Below are 16,151 nucleotides of genomic sequence, written 5' to 3'. Positions count from 1 at the left end.
GGGCCTGCCAGTCGGGAGCGGCCCTCTTCGTGCTCGGGGTGGATCAGGCGGCCGGCGCCTTCGCGGTCTTCGCCTTCGCCCGCCGGGCGGCACCCGAGGCGCGGCCGAGGCGGATGAAGTGGGCCTTCCGCAGGTGCTCCGCGACCTGAGCGATCCGCTCGTCGCTGGCGTCCGGGTGCATCTCGCGCGCCTGCTTCACGAACTTCTCGTTGGCGGCGGCGCGGGCTGGCGCGGTGCGCGCGGTCGGGTCGGCGTCGTTCGCGTGGCTGATGTGAGCGGCGAGTCGGGCGATCATCGACCGGTCGGCGGGGGTGGAGCGGTCGGCGTCGATCACTGCTGTCCTCCGTTTCCATTCTTGAATGTGGATGGTGATGGCGAAAAAAGAGCCTTGCGGGCGCTCTGGAGTTCGCGAGCGATCGCGTCGGCATGGGGCTCGTCTACCTCGGGTCGTTCCTCGGAGATGAGCCGGTGGATCTTCGTGTACGACAGTCCGGTCGCGTCGGCCAGGCTGCGCCGTGTGTGGCGTGTGCCGCCAGGCAGCGGGTGTTTCATGAGTCGCTGCATGAGCTGCCCATCGTGCAGGCGGTATCTGGCGTCGGGCACGTGCTGGTCCTCCGTGTTCATTCCCGTTCAGGAATGAGAATAGCTAAGCACAGCGTTCGCGCCATGTCCAGCGGAACGCGCGCGCCCCTCTTCGCGCCCCATGAGTGTCAACATGTCGCACGCTTTCAGGACTATTTGCGCAGGCCCGCTGGCCATACTCATTCGTGTCTGTGGACAATGACAGTGCGTACACGTGGGTCGTCTGCCTCGGGCGTCGCCGACACGCCCGGACTCACGACGCAGACACGGAGACCGGAGAGACATGACGACTCGGGACACCGAGACGCTCGCGCAGCTCATTGCCGAGCGCGCGGGGAAGCGTGGCTCAGGCCTGCCCACCTTCGAGCAGCTCTCGGATCGCAGCAAGGATCCGGAGAGCGACTACCGGCCGGCGGCCAGCCTGCTGTGGAAGATCGCCCAAGGTCAGGACGTGAAGATCAACCCGCCGTTGATCCGTGCGATTGCCGAGGGCCTGTCCCTGCCGCGGCGCCGCGTCCAAGAGGCGGCGGCCCGGCAATTCCTCGGCTGGCAGGTTGACGACCCCTTTGGTACGCCGAGTGGCGGCGACGACAAGGTGGTCCGTGTGGCTCGCCGTCCGGGGGTAACTGCCCGTGATCTGCCCCGTGTTGAGGATCAGGTGGAGGGCTCTGACGAGCGAAACTCTGGGGAGTGATGTTACCGAACGTAAGTTCAGTGTCAGCGGCGGGTTTCGGAAGCACTCGTTCGGGTGACCCCAAGAGAAGGCTTGTGAGCGTATTGTGATCAGACCTCGCGCAGTTCGAACGCGTGTACGACAGCCTTGGGCTGCCCGCACGCGGGATTGGGGGTCGGGTGACACACGAGGGGCCGCGCATCACCGTCCGGGCGGAGACGCTCGATGAGGGAGCACCAGTCGCGATCGTCGACACGATCTCGTACTGCGAGCTGACCATCGACTTCGACCAGCCGCCCGCGGTGATTGCCTCCGCTCTGCAAGCGCTGTTCCAGGAAGCGGTAGACACCGATCGGTGGAGCCGCCGCAACACGAAGCCCGGCCCCCATTGACCAGGGGACCGGGCCACTTACTCCCGCGGGCGCGAGCCCCGGCGCCGGCTACCCCAGCCGGTCGCCGGGGCTCAACTCGTTGTGCTGCTGCCGGGCCCGCGCCTGGCCGGCCGACGAGCCGTAGCGGGACAGCATCTCCCGCGAACTCCAGCCCATGATCCGCATCAGCGCGTCCTCGTTCCCGTTGTGCAGCTTCCACAGGTGCGCGAACGTGTGCCGGAACTGGTGCGGGTGGATCGGCTCGATGCCCGCCAGGGCGCAGCGCCGCTTCAGCATCTTGCCCATGCCCCACACGGTCATGGCCTCCCGCCGCTTCACGGTGAACCACAGCGGATCCGTCGGCTCCAGCGGCCTGCCCATGTACTTCGCGGCGGCCCGCAGGTAGCGGTCCATCGCGACCGCGGTCGCCTTCCCGAACGGCGCCGGCCGCTCACGGCTGCCCTTCCCCATGACGTGCAGCACGTTGATGTTCAGGTCGAGCGCGGCCTGCCGCCGCTCGGTCACCTCGGCCAGACGGCCGCCGGTGTCGAGGAACATCATGACGATCGCCGTGTCGCGGCGGGCGGCGAAGTCCTTGCCCGCGCAGGCCTTCAGCAGTGCCTTGATGTCCTCGTCGGGGATGATCGGCACCTCAACCTGCGGGAGCTGCGGCGGCTTGAGGGTGCGCATGGGGGAGCGGTCCATCTCCTCCTCGTCGACCAGCCACGTGAACCACGTGCGCAGGGTCCGAAAGTGCTGGTGCGCGTTCCCGGGCGACGTCCTTTCCAGGACGTGCTCCATGTACGCCTCGATGTGCTCGCGGTGCAGGCCGGTCTTGGCGCCTTCCAGCGTGGTCGGTGCCGGCCGGGCGTCGGGGTCGTCGGGGTCGGGGACGAAGGTCTGGATGAACTCGGTCAGGTCCATCGCGGCCCGGCGGTAGATCCGTTGGGTGTTGAGGCTCACGTTCCTCGCGCGCAGGGAGCGGAGCCAGGACCGGGCGAGGGGTTCGAGGTCGAGGCGGTCGGGGTCGGGGGCGTCGAGCAGAGTCACCGTGGGGCTACCGGGGTTGGCCATGGGCAGTCCTCTCCGTTCTCATTCGCGTACGCGAACGGTGGCCCCCTGTCGGGATGGGTGGTGGCTGCTTGGGGGCATGAACAGGACGGTACGCCCAATTCGGAAATCGCGGGGGGCGCTTGGCCGATATGCGCTGTGCCCGCTGCGCATCAGAAAGCCTCCCACCCGAACTCGCAGGTGAGAGGCTGTTTGTGCCCCCGGCAGGACTCGAACCTGCGGCCAAGCGCTTAGAAGGCGCCTGCTCTATCCACTGAGCTACGGGGGCCGGACGATGGCCGCGACCGAACCCGCCCCTTGGTGTCGACGGTATCCGTGACCTTGCCGGGGACAAGGATAGGGCGCGGCTGATGTGCGGCCGGTTGCTTCGCCTTCATGACACGTTGTGTAGGTTCGGTGAAGCGGTCTGATAATCGCAGGCAGGTGCGAATGTCGCACCACTTTTGACGCACCAGTCGGCGGCTGTTGTGCACTCGTTATGCCGCTGTCTCTTGGTGCCCACCTGTCCCGTTGGGACCCTCTTGCGGGCCGAAAGGCGTGAAGTACGCGAAATACGCTTCAAAAACCCACCAAAATGGGGCATTCTGCGTCTGTGGCGATCTTGGACACGAGGCCCGAGCTGCTGGACGTGCTCTCTGCGATGCGCGACCGCGTTGACGCCGCGCGCTTTCCTCTCCCGATTCCCGGGGCCGACCGGGCCCGCCGTACGCGCCGAGAGCTGCTGGCGCAACTCGACGACTACCTGGTGCCCAGACTGAGGGCACCGGAGGCGCCGTTGCTGGCGGTGGTCGGCGGTTCGACGGGCGCGGGGAAGTCGACGCTGGTCAACTCGCTGATCGGGCGGCGGGTGAGCGACGCGGGAGTGCTGCGGCCGACGACGCGAACACCGGTGCTGGTGTGCCATCCGGAGGACCGGGCGTGGTTCGCCGATCCCCGGGTGCTGCCGGGGCTGGCGCGGGCGTGGGCGCCCCGGCCGCGGGCCGCGAGCGACGCGGACGACGGCGGCCGTGAGGCGGACGACGACCACGGCGCCTCCGACGGCCCGCTGTGGCTGCGGCTGGAGACGGACGACACCTTGCCGCGCGGTCTGGCGCTGCTCGACGCGCCGGACATCGACTCCCTCGTCGTGCGCAACCGCGAACTCGCCGCCGAGCTGCTCTGCGCCGCCGACATCTGGATCCTGGTGACGACCGCGGCCCGGTACGCCGACGCGGTCCCGTGGCATCTGCTGCGCACCGCCAAGGAGTACGACGTCACCCTGGCCACCGTGCTGGACCGGGTGCCGCACCAGATCCTCGACGACGTCTCCGACCACTATGCCGCGCTGCTGGACCGGGCCGGCCTCGGGGACGTACCGCGCTTCACCGTGCCTGAGCTGCCGGAGTCGGCGGGCGGCGGCGGGCTGTTGCCGCATACGGCCGTGGCCGCGCTCGGCAGCTGGCTCGCGCACTGCGCGGAGGATCCGGCCGCGCGGCACCAGGCGGCCCGGCGCACCGCGTCCGGCGTGCTCGGCTCGCTCGACAGCCGGCTGCCGGAACTCGCGGGCGCGTCCGCCGCCCAGCACGCGGCGGCGACGCGTCTGGCCCGGTACGTGGACGACGCGTACGACGCGGCGCAGGAAGCCTTCGATGAGGCCGTGACCTCGGGGGCGGCGCTCTCCGGCGAAGCGCTGGCGTGCTGGCGCGGGTATCCGGACTGCGGTTCCGGGGCCCTGCAGAGCGCGCTCGCGGAGGGACTGGCGGTTCTGCTGCGCACCCGGATCACCGCCGCCGACGAACGCATCCTGGACGACTGGCGGCGCGATCGCGCGGGCAGCGCCCCATTGGAAGCGGCGGCCCGTATGCCCGCCGACGAGGGCCTCGACGACCGTATCGAGGAGGCCGTCGCCGACTGGAGCTGGAATCTGAGCAGGATCGCGTACGAGGCGGTGAGTTCCGCGCCCGAGGACGTGGACCCCGAGGACGCCGCCGCGCTGCTCGGCGTCGCCCTGCTCGGTGGCCGCGGTGGTGCCCCCGCCGGCGAACGGCTCGCCACTCTGGGCGGCGCCCTGGCCGCGCTGCGGGCCGGTGACCGGGCGCGCGAGGCGCTGGACCGGATCGTCGGGGAGCTGCTGGACGCCGAACGCGAGCGCCGCGTGCGGCCGGTGGACGCCCTGGACGTCACGGCCGGCCAGCAGGCATCGCTCATCGCGGAGCTCTCCGTGATGCAGAAGTCGTACGTACTGTGGGAGAGGTGAGCGGGTGCTCGCGGAGCGGGTGGACGCGCTGTCGGAACTGCTGGGGCTGTCGCGAACGCGCGTGAGCCCGGAGGCGCTGGACGGGGCCGGGGAGCTTCTGGAACGGGTCGGCGACCGGCGCAGGCTGTCGGCGGACCACACCGTGGTGGCACTCGCCGGAGCTACGGGCAGTGGGAAGTCGTCGCTGTTCAACGCGCTGACCGGGCTGGAGCTCGCGCGGGTCGGCGTCCGCCGGCCCACCACCTCCGAGCCGGTGGCCTGCGCCTGGGACCCGCGGGGCGCTGCCGGGCTGCTGGACCGGCTCGGCATCCCGCCGCGGCACCGGCACGCCCGGCACAGCGTGCTGGACGGCGAGCACCCGGCGGGGGAGGGAGGCGCGGAACACGACGGGCCGGCAGGGCCCGGCGGTCTCGGCGGGCTCGTCCTCCTCGACCTGCCCGACCACGACTCGGCGGCACTGACCCACCGCGACCAGGTGGACCGGCTGCTCACGCTGGTCGACGTCGTCGTGTGGGTGCTGGACCCGGAGAAGTACGCGGACGCGTCCGTGCACGAACGCTATCTGCGCCCGCTCGCCGGGCACGCCGACGTGACCCTCGTCGTCCTGAACCAGACCGACCGGCTGCCGGGCGACTCCGCGGAACTCGTCCTGGACGACCTGCGGCGCCTGCTGGACGAGGACGGGCTCGCGGTCGGCGAGCACGGCGAGGACGGGGCCATGGTGCTGGCCACCTCCGCGCTGAGCGGTGACGGCGTGCCCGAACTGCGGTCGGCGATCGAGCAGATCGTTGCGGAGCGCGCCGCGGCGGGCCGGCGGCTGTCGGCCGACGTGGACGGGCTCGCCGAACGGCTGCGCCCGCTGTACGTCGCCGAGGGCGCGACGGGCCTGACGGACGCCGCACGCGAGGACTTCGCGATCCGGCTCGCGCAGGCGGTCGGCGCCGCGGCCGCCGGACGGACCGCGGAACGGGAGTGGATCAGGGCAGCCGACGAGGCGTGCGGGACACCGTGGAGGCGGCTGCCGGGTCTCGTCCGCGGCGGCGTGCGTGCCTCGGCGGGCGAGGGGCCGCACGACGTGGCGCAGGCCGGTCGGCGGCCCGCGCTGGCCGCGTCGCGGGCGGTGGTCGAGGAGGCGGTGCGCATGGTGGCGGCGGACGCCGCCGTCGGACTGCCCGCCCCATGGGCGCAGGCGGTGCGCGAGGCGGCCCGGCGCGGCGGCGACGCCCTGCCCGAGGCACTGGACGCGGCGGCGGAGCGGGCGGAGCCGGGCGAGCCGGGACGGCCGGGCTGGTGGTCGGCGGTCGGCACGGCGCAGTGGCTGCTGGCGCTGCTGGTGATGGCGGGCACGCTGTGCGGTGCCGCGGCCGCCGCGGGCGCCGTCGGCACGCCGTGGTGGCTGTCGCTGGTGCTGCTGGGTGCCGGGGCGGGCGGGGGGCCCGCGCTGGCCCGGGCCGGTCGCTTCGCGGCCCGGGGTCCGGCCCGGCGGCACGGCCAGGCGGCCGAACGCCGACTGGCGGACGCGGCGGCCGACTGCGGGAGGGCTCGCGTGCTGGAGCCGGTCGCGGCGGAGCTGCTGCGCTACCGGGAGGTGCGCGAGCAGTACGGAGTTCTGGCGGGTCGACACTTCCGGGTGACGGAGTTGTCCACAACCGGGCAGTAATCCACAGGTTGAATCCGATTTCTCCACGACCGTCGCCGGCGGTGCACGATGGCTTTGCCGCGAGGACGGCGGTGAAAGGGCCGCCGGCGGCGGCACGGAAACAAGGGGGAATCGGTTGTGAGCGAGACACTGGTCACCGTCGTCGGGAATGTCGCGACCCGGCCGGAATTCAGGAAGACGCCGACAGGTGTGCCGGTCGCCCGGTTCCGGCTGGCCGCCACCGCACGCCGCTGGGACCGCGAGCGTGGCGGCTGGGCGGACGGTCACACCAGTTTCTACACGGTGTGGGCGTGGCGGGCGCTCGGCGAGCACGTGGTGGCCTCGGTGGGAGTGGGTGAACCGCTGCTGGTCCAGGGGCGGCTGAGGGTGCGTGAGGAAGAACGCGACGGGCAGCGCTGGATCTCGGCCGACATCGACGCGGTCGCCGCGGGTCACGACCTGACCCGGGGGACGTCGGCATTCCGCCGTGTGGCCCTGTCCCGGCCGGAATTGACGGTTCCGCAGCCGGTGCCCGAGGGAGGGCAGCCCATGCCGGCCGATCCCGCGGTGGCGCTGTCCGGATAATCCGGACTGCAGGTACTTCGCCCCTCGTGGACGGGCGAGGATTTATCGACAAACTCGCGTTTACACGTACGCGCCGGTAACGATTGCGATTCGAATTCCCGGGCCGTCGTGAATCCTGATGGCTTTGATACGCGTGCTTCCTAGGATTCTTCGGGTACCCCGGCGTTCCACGGGGGATCCACAGCTGTCGGCGAGGCACGTGCCCCACGACCGGCCTCGCCCGGAGGGGAATTTCATGTTCACTGTACGGAGGCGGGGAACTGCCCGTCTTGCCGCCGCGATAGTGGCCTCCGGCCTCATTGCGGTCGGTTCCATGGCCGGCGCCGGGTCCGCTGCGGCGGACGACGCGACCCCCACCGCGGGCGCCAAGGCCACGCTCGGCGATCTGAAGACCTTCGACAAGGCCGTCATTCACGACAACGGCAGGGACGACAATGTCTCCGCCGGTCTCTTCGAGATGACCGTCGATGGCGGCGGCACCATCCAGACGTACTGCATCGACATCCACAACCCCACCCAGGGCAAGGCCGGATACAAAGAGGTCTCCTGGGACCAGTCGAGCCTGCACAACAACCCGAACGCGGGCAAGATCAACTGGATCCTGCAGCACTCGTACCCGCAGGTGAACGACCTGGCGGCGCTCAGGTCCGCGGCGAAGCTCAGCGGTGACCTCACCCCGCAGCTCGCCGCCGCCGGCACGCAGGTCGCCATCTGGCGCTTCTCGGACAACGCCGACGTGGACGCGGTGGACCCCGTCGCGGAGGAGCTGGCCGACTACCTGGGCAAGAACGCCCAGACCCTCGACGAGCCGGCGGCCTCGCTGACCCTCGACCCGCCGGCCGTCTCCGGCAAGGCGGGTGACCTGCTCGGCCCGATCACCGTCCACACCAACGCCGCGAGCGTCACGGTGAGCCCCGCGCCGAGCACGCCCGAAGGCGTGAAGATCACCGACAAGGACGGCCAGGAGGTCAGCACCGCCAAGGACGGCGACGCGCTGTACTTCGACGTCGCGGCCGGCACGCCGGACGGCACCACGTCCCTGACGGCCTCGGCCAACACCAAGCTCCCGGTCGGCCGTGCCTTCACCGGCATCGACACCACCACGCAGGTGCAGATCCTGGCGGGTTCCAGCGACAGCACCGTCACCGCGTCGGCGACCGGCACCTGGGCCGCCAAGGGTCCGATCCCGGCGGTCTCCGCCGAGGTCGACTGCGACAAGAACGGCGTCGACGTCACCGCCACCAACGAGGGCGACCAGCCGTTCACGTTCTCGCTGTCCGGCAAGGAGTACACGATCGAGGCCGGCAAGTCCGAGACCGTGACCGTGCCGGTGGACGAGGACCAGTCGTACAAGATCGCCATCTCGGGCCCGAACGGCTTCGAGAAGACCTTCGAGGGTGTCCTCGACTGCGACACCGCCGGCTCCGGCGGCAGCACCACCACCCCGTCCTCCTCGCCCAGCCCGGCCTCGGCCGGCGGCTCCAGCGAGGGCACCGCTGACACCGGCTCCACCACGGGCGGCGACCTCGCCGAGACCGGCTCCAGCAGCGCCACCCCGGTGATCGCCGGCATCGCGATCGCGCTGGTCGTCATCGGCGGCGCCGCGGTCTTCTTCCTCCGCAAGAAGAAGCCGGCCGCTCCCGCCGAGTGAGCTGACTGACCGGCTCCGGCCGTAGTCCCACCCCCAGGGGGCGGAGGTCATCGACCGCCGCCCCCTGGGCATTTCCCTTGAGTCGCCCCGCAACTCTCCACCCGGGCACGGCATCCGAAGCCCGACGTGGCCCACCGCCGACGTCTGTGTCCCTCGCCCGGTCACGGTCCTGGCCGGGGCGCTGTGGTGCACCCAGCGGGAAGCTCCGGCGGCGCCACGCGGCGCCACGCGGCGCCACGGCGCTCGAACGGGCCGCACCCCCCGCCGTGGACCGCTACCTGCTCACGGACTCCCTGGGCCCGGTCGGCGGTGACGGCTCTCCAGAGGAGAACGGGGTCGCGCCGCGCGGTTTCTGCACGGGCACGTCATCGGGACATCGGGATCCGGCCCACGGGCGCCGGTCTGCGAGTGGGCCTGGTGGCGTGGTGCGGGCACTTCGTACGGCGCGGCAGCGAGGGCGTGACGATGCTCGACGGCGCAATCGTGGCAGGGGTGTTGACGGTGTCCCCGGCCACGGCACCCGCCCGGATGAGCGACGTCTCGTGAGAGCCCGACGGCGACTCCTCCGCCTGGGCGGCGGCACATTTGTCCCGGGGAGGCGCCGCCGAGGCCCAACGGCTCACCGGTGGCGCCGCCGCGAACCTGACCGACCCCGGGACCGAGGCCCGCGCCGCGTTCGGGCTGCCCGCGAGCGGCGCGCCGCGCCGACAATCCGGTGGCCCCGGGACGGTGGGCGCGGATACCTTCCCTGCGTGATCACCGTGCCGAACGACGAACTGATCGCCGCCGCACAGGCCGTGCTCCACCCGCACCGGGTGGGCGACCGGCTGTTCGGCGACGTGGGCTGCACGCTGGTCACCGAGGCCGGCAACCTCTACTCCGGCGTGTGCATCGACACCGGGTCCGGCACCGGGTTCTGCGCGGAGCACGCCGCCATCGCCGCCATGGTCACCGCCCGCGAGTACCGGATCGCCAAGATCGTGGCCGTGTGGCGCAACGACGAGGGCGCCCTGCACGTCCTGCCGCCCTGCGGCCGGTGCCGGGAGTTCATGCGCCAGATCGCCCCGGAGAACCTGCGGACCGAGGTGGTCCTCGGACGCACCAGGACGGCCAGGCTCCGCGACCTTCTGCCCGCCCACGAGTGGCCCGACCCGCTGGACTGACCCGCAGCCACCGCAAGGGCGCGACGCACATCGACGGCAGGGGAAGCGACTGCCCACGACGTCCGCCCTCGGGGTCGTCCCGGCCCGCACAGGAGACCGCGCCGATCAGCGCAATGGCGCCGGCCACGTCACCGCGTGCCCGCCCTGTGCCCGCGGGGAAGCGGGGGAAGTGCGGGGAGTCCCGGGTGCACACACCGCGCCAAGAAGGAGTCGCGACGACTCGGCGAACGCCGGGCCGAGCCGTCTGCCGGCCGTCTGCGGGCCGTTCGAGGTGGCGCGAAGGCGACCGGAGGCGACCGGCAGTCACAGATCGACTCCCTGAGATGCCCGAGAGATCGCAGGTCACAGGGCTTCGAAGTTACTGGTTTCCGCCCAGGGGTGGCGGTCAGGCAAGATGGGGTGTATCTGCCCACACATCGATTGCCGGACGGTTTCTCTTGGCTGAGTTCATCTACACCATGCGCAAGACGCGCAAGGCGCACGGCGACAAGGTGATCCTCGACGACGTCACCCTGAGCTTCCTCCCCGGAGCGAAGATCGGTGTCGTGGGGCCGAACGGCGCCGGTAAGTCCACGGTGCTCAAGATCATGGCGGGCCTGGAGCAGCCGTCCAACGGTGACGCGTTCCTCTCGCCCGGTTACAGCGTGGGCATCCTGCTGCAGGAGCCGCCGCTGGACGAGTCCAAGACCGTGCTGGAGAACGTCCAGGACGGCGTGGGCCCGATCAAGGGCAAGCTGGACCGGTTCAACGAGATCGCCGAGCTGATGGCGACCGACTACTCCGACGCGCTGCTCGACGAGATGGGCAAGCTGCAGGAGGAGCTGGACCACGCCAACGCCTGGGACCTGGACGCCCAGCTGGAGCAGGCGATGGACGCCCTCGGCTGCCCGCCCGGCGACTGGGCGGTGACCAACCTCTCCGGTGGTGAGAAGCGCCGCGTCGCGCTCTGCAAGCTGCTGTTGGAGGCTCCCGACCTGCTGCTGCTCGACGAGCCCACCAACCACCTGGACGCCGAGTCCGTCCAGTGGCTGGAACAGCACCTGGCCAAGTACGCGGGCACCGTCGTGGCGATCACCCACGACCGGTACTTCCTGGACAACGTCGCCGAGTGGATCCTCGAGCTCGACCGCGGCCGCGCCTACCCCTACCAGGGCAACTACTCCACCTACCTGGAGACCAAGCAGTCCCGTCTCAAGGTCGAGGGCCAGAAGGACGCCAAGCGCGCCAAGCGGCTCAAGGAAGAGCTGGAGTGGGTCCGCTCCAACGCCAAGGGCCGGCAGGCCAAGTCCAAGGCGCGTCTGGCCCGCTACGAGGAGATGGCCGCCGAAGCCGAGAAGATGCGCAAGCTCGACTTCGAGGAGATCCAGATCCCGCCGGGCCCCCGCCTGGGCAGCATCGTGGTCGAGGTCAGCAACCTTTCCAAGGCGTTCGGTGAGAAGGTCCTCATCGACGACCTGTCCTTCACCCTGCCGCGCAACGGCATCGTCGGCGTCATCGGCCCCAACGGCGCGGGCAAGACCACACTGTTCAAGATGATCCAGGGCCTGGAGGCCCCGGACGCCGGCACGATCAAGGTCGGCGACACGGTCAAGATCTCGTACGTCGACCAGAGCCGCGCCAACATCGACCCCAAGAAGACCCTCTGGGCGGTCGTGTCGGACGAGCTGGACTACATCAACGTCGGCCAGGTCGAGATGCCGTCCCGCGCCTATGTCAGCGCCTTCGGCTTCAAGGGCCCGGACCAGCAGAAGCCGGCCGGCGTGCTGTCCGGCGGTGAGCGCAACCGCCTCAACCTGGCGCTCACCCTCAAGCAGGGCGGCAACCTGCTGCTCCTCGACGAGCCGACCAACGACCTCGATGTCGAGACCCTGTCCTCGCTGGAGAACGCGCTGCTGGACTTTCCCGGCTGCGCCGTGGTCGTCTCCCACGACCGCTGGTTCCTGGACCGGGTGGCCACCCACATCCTCGCCTACGAGGGCGAGTCCAAGTGGTTCTGGTTCGAGGGCAACTACGAGTCCTACGAGAAGAACAAGGTCGAGCGGCTCGGCCCGGACGCGGCCCGTCCGCACCGCGCCACGTACAAGAAGCTCACCCGGGGCTGATCGCCTGATGGCCCGTCACATCTACCCCTGCCCGATGCGCTGGTCGGACATGGACGCCTTCGGGCACGTCAACAACGTCGTCTTCCTCCGCTACTTGGAGGAGGCGCGTGTCGACTTCATGTTCCGGCTGGCGCCCGGGGAGGGCAGCGCGTCGTTCACGGGCGGTTCGGTCATCGCCCGTCACGAGATCGACTACCTGCGCCCGCTGGTCCACCGGCACGAGCCGGTGACCGTCGAGACATGGGTGACCAAGGTGGGGGCGGCCTCGATGACCGTCGCGTACGAGATCAAGGACGGGGAGACCGTCTACGTGCGGGCCTCCACGATCGTCGTGCCGTACGACCTCGAGCAGGGGAGGCCGCGGCGGATCACCGCCGAGGAGCGCGCCTTCCTGGAGGCGTACTACGACGACTCGGCCGGAGCCCCGGCCGGTGCCGGTGCCGGTGCCGGCGCGGGTGCCGCCAAGGGGGAGGCCGCGGCCGCATGACGGCGTCGCTGCTGCTCGCCGAGGCCAGGGAGGCGGAGGGCTTCGCCGTCTTCCTGGCCCGGCTTCTGCGCTGGGACAAGGCCGCGGTCGTCCGGCTGCAGGCGTTCGGGGAGGTGCTCGCGGTCTTCGGCCAGCCGCCCTTCGGGGGCGGCGTGCTGGCCGTGCGCACAGCGGAACTCGCCGAGGCGCACGAGCTGGACGCCACCGTCTCCGCCGGGCAGCTGCTCGACGGCCTCGACGAGGAGGCGGGCACGGTCGCCGTGCCGGCCGCCGTCACCGGCCCCGCGTGGGCCGGGGTACTGCCGCCGCGCGGTGGCTGGCGGCGGGTGGAGGGACTGCCCTCGCCGGACGACGTACGGGCGGTGGCCGCCGCGGCGGTCACCGAGTTCCGCACCCGCAGCGAGGCCCTGGCGCCCGAGCACCGCACCCGGGCGGAGCTCGACGCGCTGGCGGACGGCATCTGGTCCCGGCAGCTCGGCGTGACCGGCCTGCCGCTGCGGGCGGTGCACGCCGCCCACGCCCTCGGCTTCCTGCGCCCGGTGCGCGCCACCGTCCCGGCCCCGCGAGCGGCGGGCGGGGAAGGGGAGCCGGCGATGGACCTGCTGGCGGCGGGGTCGTGGCTGCGGCTGCGCACGTCGTACGGCTCGGTCGCGGTGCGCCGCGGCAGCGGCCTGGGGCTGTCGGTCAGCCCCGTCTGACCACCGGGCCGCGGGCCACCGGGTCGCCGGGCCGTTCGGCCCCGGCGCCCGGGGCGGGGGCCGTCAGCCGGGCGAGTTCACCATCGACGCGGCCGCGTACACCAGGTAGTCCCACAGCTGACGCTCGTGGTCGGGCTCCAGGGCCAGTTCGTCCACCGCGTCGCGCATGTGGCGCAGCCAGGCGTCGTGCGCCTCCTGGTCGACCCGGAAGGGCGCGTGCCGCATCCGCAGCCGGGGGTGGCCGCGGTTCTCGCTGTAGGTGCGCGGGCCGCCCCAGTACTGCATCAGGAAGAGCAGCAGCCGCTCCTCGGCGGGGCCCAGGTCCTCCTCGGGGTACATCGGCCGCAGGACCGGGTCCTGCGCGACGCCCTCGTAGAAGCGGTGGACGAGCCGTCGGAAGGTCGGCTCGCCGCCCACCGCCTCGTAGAACGTCTGCTGGTCGAGTGTGCCCCGCGGGATCTCAGTCACGTGTCCCATGGTCTCAGACGGCCCGGTGGAGCCGGGAGTCAGTCGCGCACGATCGTGATCGTCGTCCAGGCGCCCACGTGGACGCGGTCCCCGTCGCCCAGCGGGACGGGCACGAAGGGCTTGATCGAGTCCTCGCCGCCGTTGACCGTGGTGCCGTTGGTGGAGTCCTGGTCGACCACCGACCAGCCGCCGTCCGGCTGCTGCACGAGCACGGCGTGCTTGTGGGAGACACCCGGGTCCTCCGGCGCCCGCGCCAGGTCGATGTCGGGAGCCTCTCCGGTGCTGTGCCGGCGGCGGCCGATGGTGATCTGCGGACCCGTGAGCGGCAGGCGCTGCTCGGGGGAGTAGGAGGGGAAGTACAGGCCCTGGGCCTCCGGGCCGCTGCGGGCCATCATCGCCGTGAAGTACTCCCGGTCGGCGCCGATCACGGCGGTCCAGGTGCCGGGGCCCGCCGGCGGCGCCTCGGGCTCGTACGCGGCCGGCGGGGTGAGCAGGAAGTCGCCGGAGCCGGCGGTGACCGACTGCGGCTCCAGCGGCTCGGCCGGCCGGTTCACCTGCGACGGGCGGGTCAGGGACGACTCGTACCGCTGGTACGGCGGCATGCCGGGCTGGGCGGCCGGGAAGGGCGGTGCACCCGTCGTCCCGCCGGCCGGGGACTGCGGGACGAAGGTCGTGCCCGCGTGTGTGACGAAGTTGTAGCGGCACTCCTCGCAGAACTGCGCGTAGCCCTCGCGCGGTGTCCCGCAGTGGGGGCACGGCTCGACGGCCGCCGTGGCGTCCGGGTCGTAGGCCCGGCCGCCGTGGCCGCGGCCCGGGTCGTACCCCGCACCGGCACCGGAGCCGGGGTGGTAGCCGGGGTCGTACCCCGGGTCGTAGCCGCCCGAGTACGGCGGTGGGGGCGGTGGCGGTGGGTAGGAGGAGGCGGGCGGGGCGGAGGCGGCCGCCGGTGAGGTCATGCGCATCCCGCACACCTCGCACCAGTCGTCCGTCGCGGACTCATGACCGTTCGGGCAAGTCGACATGTCGTTTTCTCTCCCCCTCCGCCCCGTTGTACCCCACCACGCTACTTCTTGACGCGGACGGTCTTCGTCGAACGCGTCTCCAGGGTCATCTCGTCGGCGTCCGCGACCCTGGCCTTCAGCCGCACAGTACCCGTCACCGCGTCGACCACGTCCACCACCTTGGCCAGCAGCTTGGCGGTGTCCTCGTTGCCCGAGGCGCTGGCCAGCTGCACCGCGCGGCCCAGCTTGGCGGTCGCGGAGTCGAAGTCGCCCTGCTTGCGGGCCTCCAGGCCCTGCTGGATGACCTGGGCCAGCTCCGCCTGGCCGGTGTAGTGGGCGACCTGCGGGTTGATCCGCGTGGAGGCCGCCATGTCGTCGGTCCACACCGCCCGCACCAGGCCCTGCCCGAGCACCTGCGGCGTGCCGTCCGGGTGCGGCTGGACGAGCGAGATCCGGGCCGCCAGCATCTCCTGGCCCACTCCGGCCGTCGGGACGACCACGTTGACGTGGTAGTCGCGGGACTCGTCGCCCCAGGAGCCCGTCGGATAGTCGCCGGCCCGGGGACCGGCCTCGGCGCGCCGGGCGGTGAGGTCCTCGACCGTGGGGGCCACCTGCTTGACGTACTGGATCTCCGCGCCCTGCGGGGTCCACACGCGCAGGGCCACGTCCGCGACCTCCTTGCCCATGGCCGTCTCCATCATCTGCCGGAAGTCCGCCTCCAGGCCGGAGGGGTCGGCGACGATGTCGACGGAGCCGAGCAGCGCCGAGGCGATGCCGGTCAGTTCCTTGACCTCCCAGTCGGTGCCGACACCGCGGGCGTCGCAGGTGAAGCGGCCCGCGCAGGCGTCGAGGGCGGCGCGCAGGTCCTCCGGCTTCTCGTGCTCGTTGCGGCCGTCGGTCAGCAGGATGCCGTGGCGTATCGACCCCTCCGCGGTGTCCAGCAGCCGGTCGGCCAGCCGCAGCCAGGTGCCGATCGCCGTGCCGCCGCCCGAACTGAGCCGGCGCAGCGCCTGCTTGGCCTGGTGACGGGTGCTGGGGTCGGCCACGGCCAGGCCCCCGTCGGCCGGGTAGACCTCCTTGGCCTGGTGGGTGCCGGCCACCACCGCGAAGGCGACCCCGTCACGGATGGTGTCGATGGCCGTGGCCGTCGCGTCGCGGGCACTGCGCATCTTGGTCGGCGGGTACTCCATGGAACCCGAGCAGTCCACCATGATCACCACGGCTGCCCCGGGACGGGTGCCGGGCAGGTCGGCGGGGGCCTGGCTGGCGAGCGGCAGCCCACCCGAGGTGCCACCGCCCGTCGAGGTCACGGTGACGATCGCGTTGACCTCGCGGCCGCCTTCCGGGAGGAACTCGTTCTGGTAGATGTCGACGGAGAACTGCGGCACGTTGGACTTGGAGAAGTTGGCCATCGGGTGCGCTCC

Annotated in this window: 16 protein-coding genes and 1 tRNA gene; 10 read left to right on the top strand and 7 right to left on the bottom strand. The window is 71.6% G+C overall.

The annotated features are described in order from the left end of the window. Positions 1 to 43: 43 nt before the first annotated feature. Together PV364_RS19730 and PV364_RS19725 are read right to left on the bottom strand one after the other, a co-directional pair. Positions 44 to 334 (bottom strand): hypothetical protein, encoded by a 291-nt coding sequence (locus PV364_RS19730; RefSeq protein WP_319661406.1) that lies wholly within the window; start codon positions 332 to 334, stop codon positions 44 to 46. Then, positions 331 to 603, bottom strand: a complete 273-nt coding sequence (locus tag PV364_RS19725; protein ID WP_319661405.1) for a hypothetical protein — start codon at positions 601 to 603, stop codon at positions 331 to 333. The genes PV364_RS19730 and PV364_RS19725 overlap by 4 nt, the downstream gene beginning before the upstream one ends. A 262-nt stretch (positions 604 to 865) precedes the next feature. On the opposite strand from PV364_RS19725, the gene PV364_RS19720 reads away from it, so the two are divergent. Next, on the top strand, positions 866 to 1,276 hold the full coding sequence (locus PV364_RS19720) for a hypothetical protein (RefSeq protein ID WP_319661403.1): 411 nt from the start codon (positions 866 to 868) through the stop codon (positions 1,274 to 1,276). A gap of 158 nt (positions 1,277 to 1,434) precedes the next feature. Next, on the top strand, positions 1,435 to 1,647 hold the full coding sequence (locus PV364_RS19715; RefSeq protein WP_319661402.1) for a hypothetical protein: 213 nt from the start codon (positions 1,435 to 1,437) through the stop codon (positions 1,645 to 1,647). A 48-nt stretch (positions 1,648 to 1,695) separates the two neighbouring features. On the opposite strand, the gene PV364_RS19710 is transcribed toward PV364_RS19715, so the two are convergent. Both PV364_RS19710 and PV364_RS19705 read right to left on the bottom strand, forming a co-directional pair. Further along, positions 1,696 to 2,700: a tyrosine-type recombinase/integrase gene (locus PV364_RS19710; protein ID WP_319661401.1), complete on the bottom strand. Its 1,005-nt coding sequence runs from the start codon at positions 2,698 to 2,700 to the stop codon at positions 1,696 to 1,698. A 192-nt stretch (positions 2,701 to 2,892) separates the two neighbouring features. Continuing rightward, positions 2,893 to 2,965, bottom strand: a tRNA-Arg gene (locus PV364_RS19705). 333 nt (positions 2,966 to 3,298) lie between these two features. On the opposite strand from PV364_RS19705, the gene PV364_RS19700 reads away from it, so the two are divergent. The 8 genes from PV364_RS19700 to PV364_RS19665 all read left to right on the top strand — a co-directional run bounded on the left by PV364_RS19700 (position 3,299) and on the right by PV364_RS19665 (position 13,258). Continuing rightward, positions 3,299 to 4,933, top strand: coding sequence for a dynamin family protein (locus PV364_RS19700; protein ID WP_319661584.1), 1,635 nt, complete (start codon positions 3,299 to 3,301; stop codon positions 4,931 to 4,933). A 4-nt stretch (positions 4,934 to 4,937) separates the two neighbouring features. Further along, positions 4,938 to 6,593: a GTPase gene (locus PV364_RS19695; protein ID WP_319661400.1), complete on the top strand. Its 1,656-nt coding sequence runs from the start codon at positions 4,938 to 4,940 to the stop codon at positions 6,591 to 6,593. Between the two features lie 117 nt (positions 6,594 to 6,710). After that, a complete protein-coding gene (locus PV364_RS19690; RefSeq protein ID WP_319661399.1) occupies positions 6,711 to 7,157 on the top strand; it encodes a single-stranded DNA-binding protein in 447 nt (148 codons plus the stop codon). A gap of 235 nt (positions 7,158 to 7,392) precedes the next feature. Further along, on the top strand, positions 7,393 to 8,808 hold the full coding sequence (locus tag PV364_RS19685; RefSeq protein ID WP_319661398.1) for an LAETG motif-containing sortase-dependent surface protein: 1,416 nt from the start codon (positions 7,393 to 7,395) through the stop codon (positions 8,806 to 8,808). A 752-nt stretch (positions 8,809 to 9,560) separates the two neighbouring features. Continuing rightward, positions 9,561 to 9,971, top strand: coding sequence for a cytidine deaminase (locus tag PV364_RS19680; protein WP_319661397.1), 411 nt, complete (start codon positions 9,561 to 9,563; stop codon positions 9,969 to 9,971). A 437-nt stretch (positions 9,972 to 10,408) separates the two neighbouring features. Continuing rightward, positions 10,409 to 12,073, top strand: a complete 1,665-nt coding sequence (gene ettA / locus PV364_RS19675; RefSeq protein WP_319661396.1) for an energy-dependent translational throttle protein EttA — start codon at positions 10,409 to 10,411, stop codon at positions 12,071 to 12,073. A gap of 7 nt (positions 12,074 to 12,080) precedes the next feature. Then, positions 12,081 to 12,560, top strand: a complete 480-nt coding sequence (locus PV364_RS19670) for a thioesterase family protein (protein WP_319661395.1) — start codon at positions 12,081 to 12,083, stop codon at positions 12,558 to 12,560. Then, positions 12,557 to 13,258, top strand: a complete 702-nt coding sequence (locus tag PV364_RS19665) for a hypothetical protein (RefSeq protein WP_319661394.1) — start codon at positions 12,557 to 12,559, stop codon at positions 13,256 to 13,258. Before PV364_RS19670 ends, PV364_RS19665 begins: the two co-directional genes overlap by 4 nt. Before the next feature lie 63 nt (positions 13,259 to 13,321). Here PV364_RS19665 and PV364_RS19660 read toward each other — a convergent pair whose 3' ends face one another. The 3 genes from PV364_RS19660 to PV364_RS19650 form a co-directional block, all read right to left on the bottom strand. After that, complete coding sequence (locus PV364_RS19660; RefSeq protein ID WP_319661393.1) at positions 13,322 to 13,735, bottom strand: globin; 414 nt, start codon at positions 13,733 to 13,735, stop codon at positions 13,322 to 13,324. A 29-nt stretch (positions 13,736 to 13,764) separates the two neighbouring features. Next, on the bottom strand, positions 13,765 to 14,688 hold the full coding sequence (locus PV364_RS19655; RefSeq protein ID WP_415924577.1) for an FHA domain-containing protein: 924 nt from the start codon (positions 14,686 to 14,688) through the stop codon (positions 13,765 to 13,767). 101 nt (positions 14,689 to 14,789) lie between these two features. After that, entirely contained in the window at positions 14,790 to 16,139 is a 1,350-nt protein-coding gene (locus PV364_RS19650; RefSeq protein ID WP_319661391.1) for a VWA domain-containing protein, read from the bottom strand. Positions 16,140 to 16,151: the final 12 nt, after the last annotated feature.

Origin of the sequence: Streptomyces sp. MI02-7b (assembly GCF_033793585.1) — a bacterium.
Classification (GTDB): domain Bacteria; phylum Actinomycetota; class Actinomycetes; order Streptomycetales; family Streptomycetaceae; genus Actinacidiphila.
The sequence above is the reverse complement of the archived record's forward strand: the minus strand, read 5'-3'. Positions and strand labels throughout refer to the sequence as shown.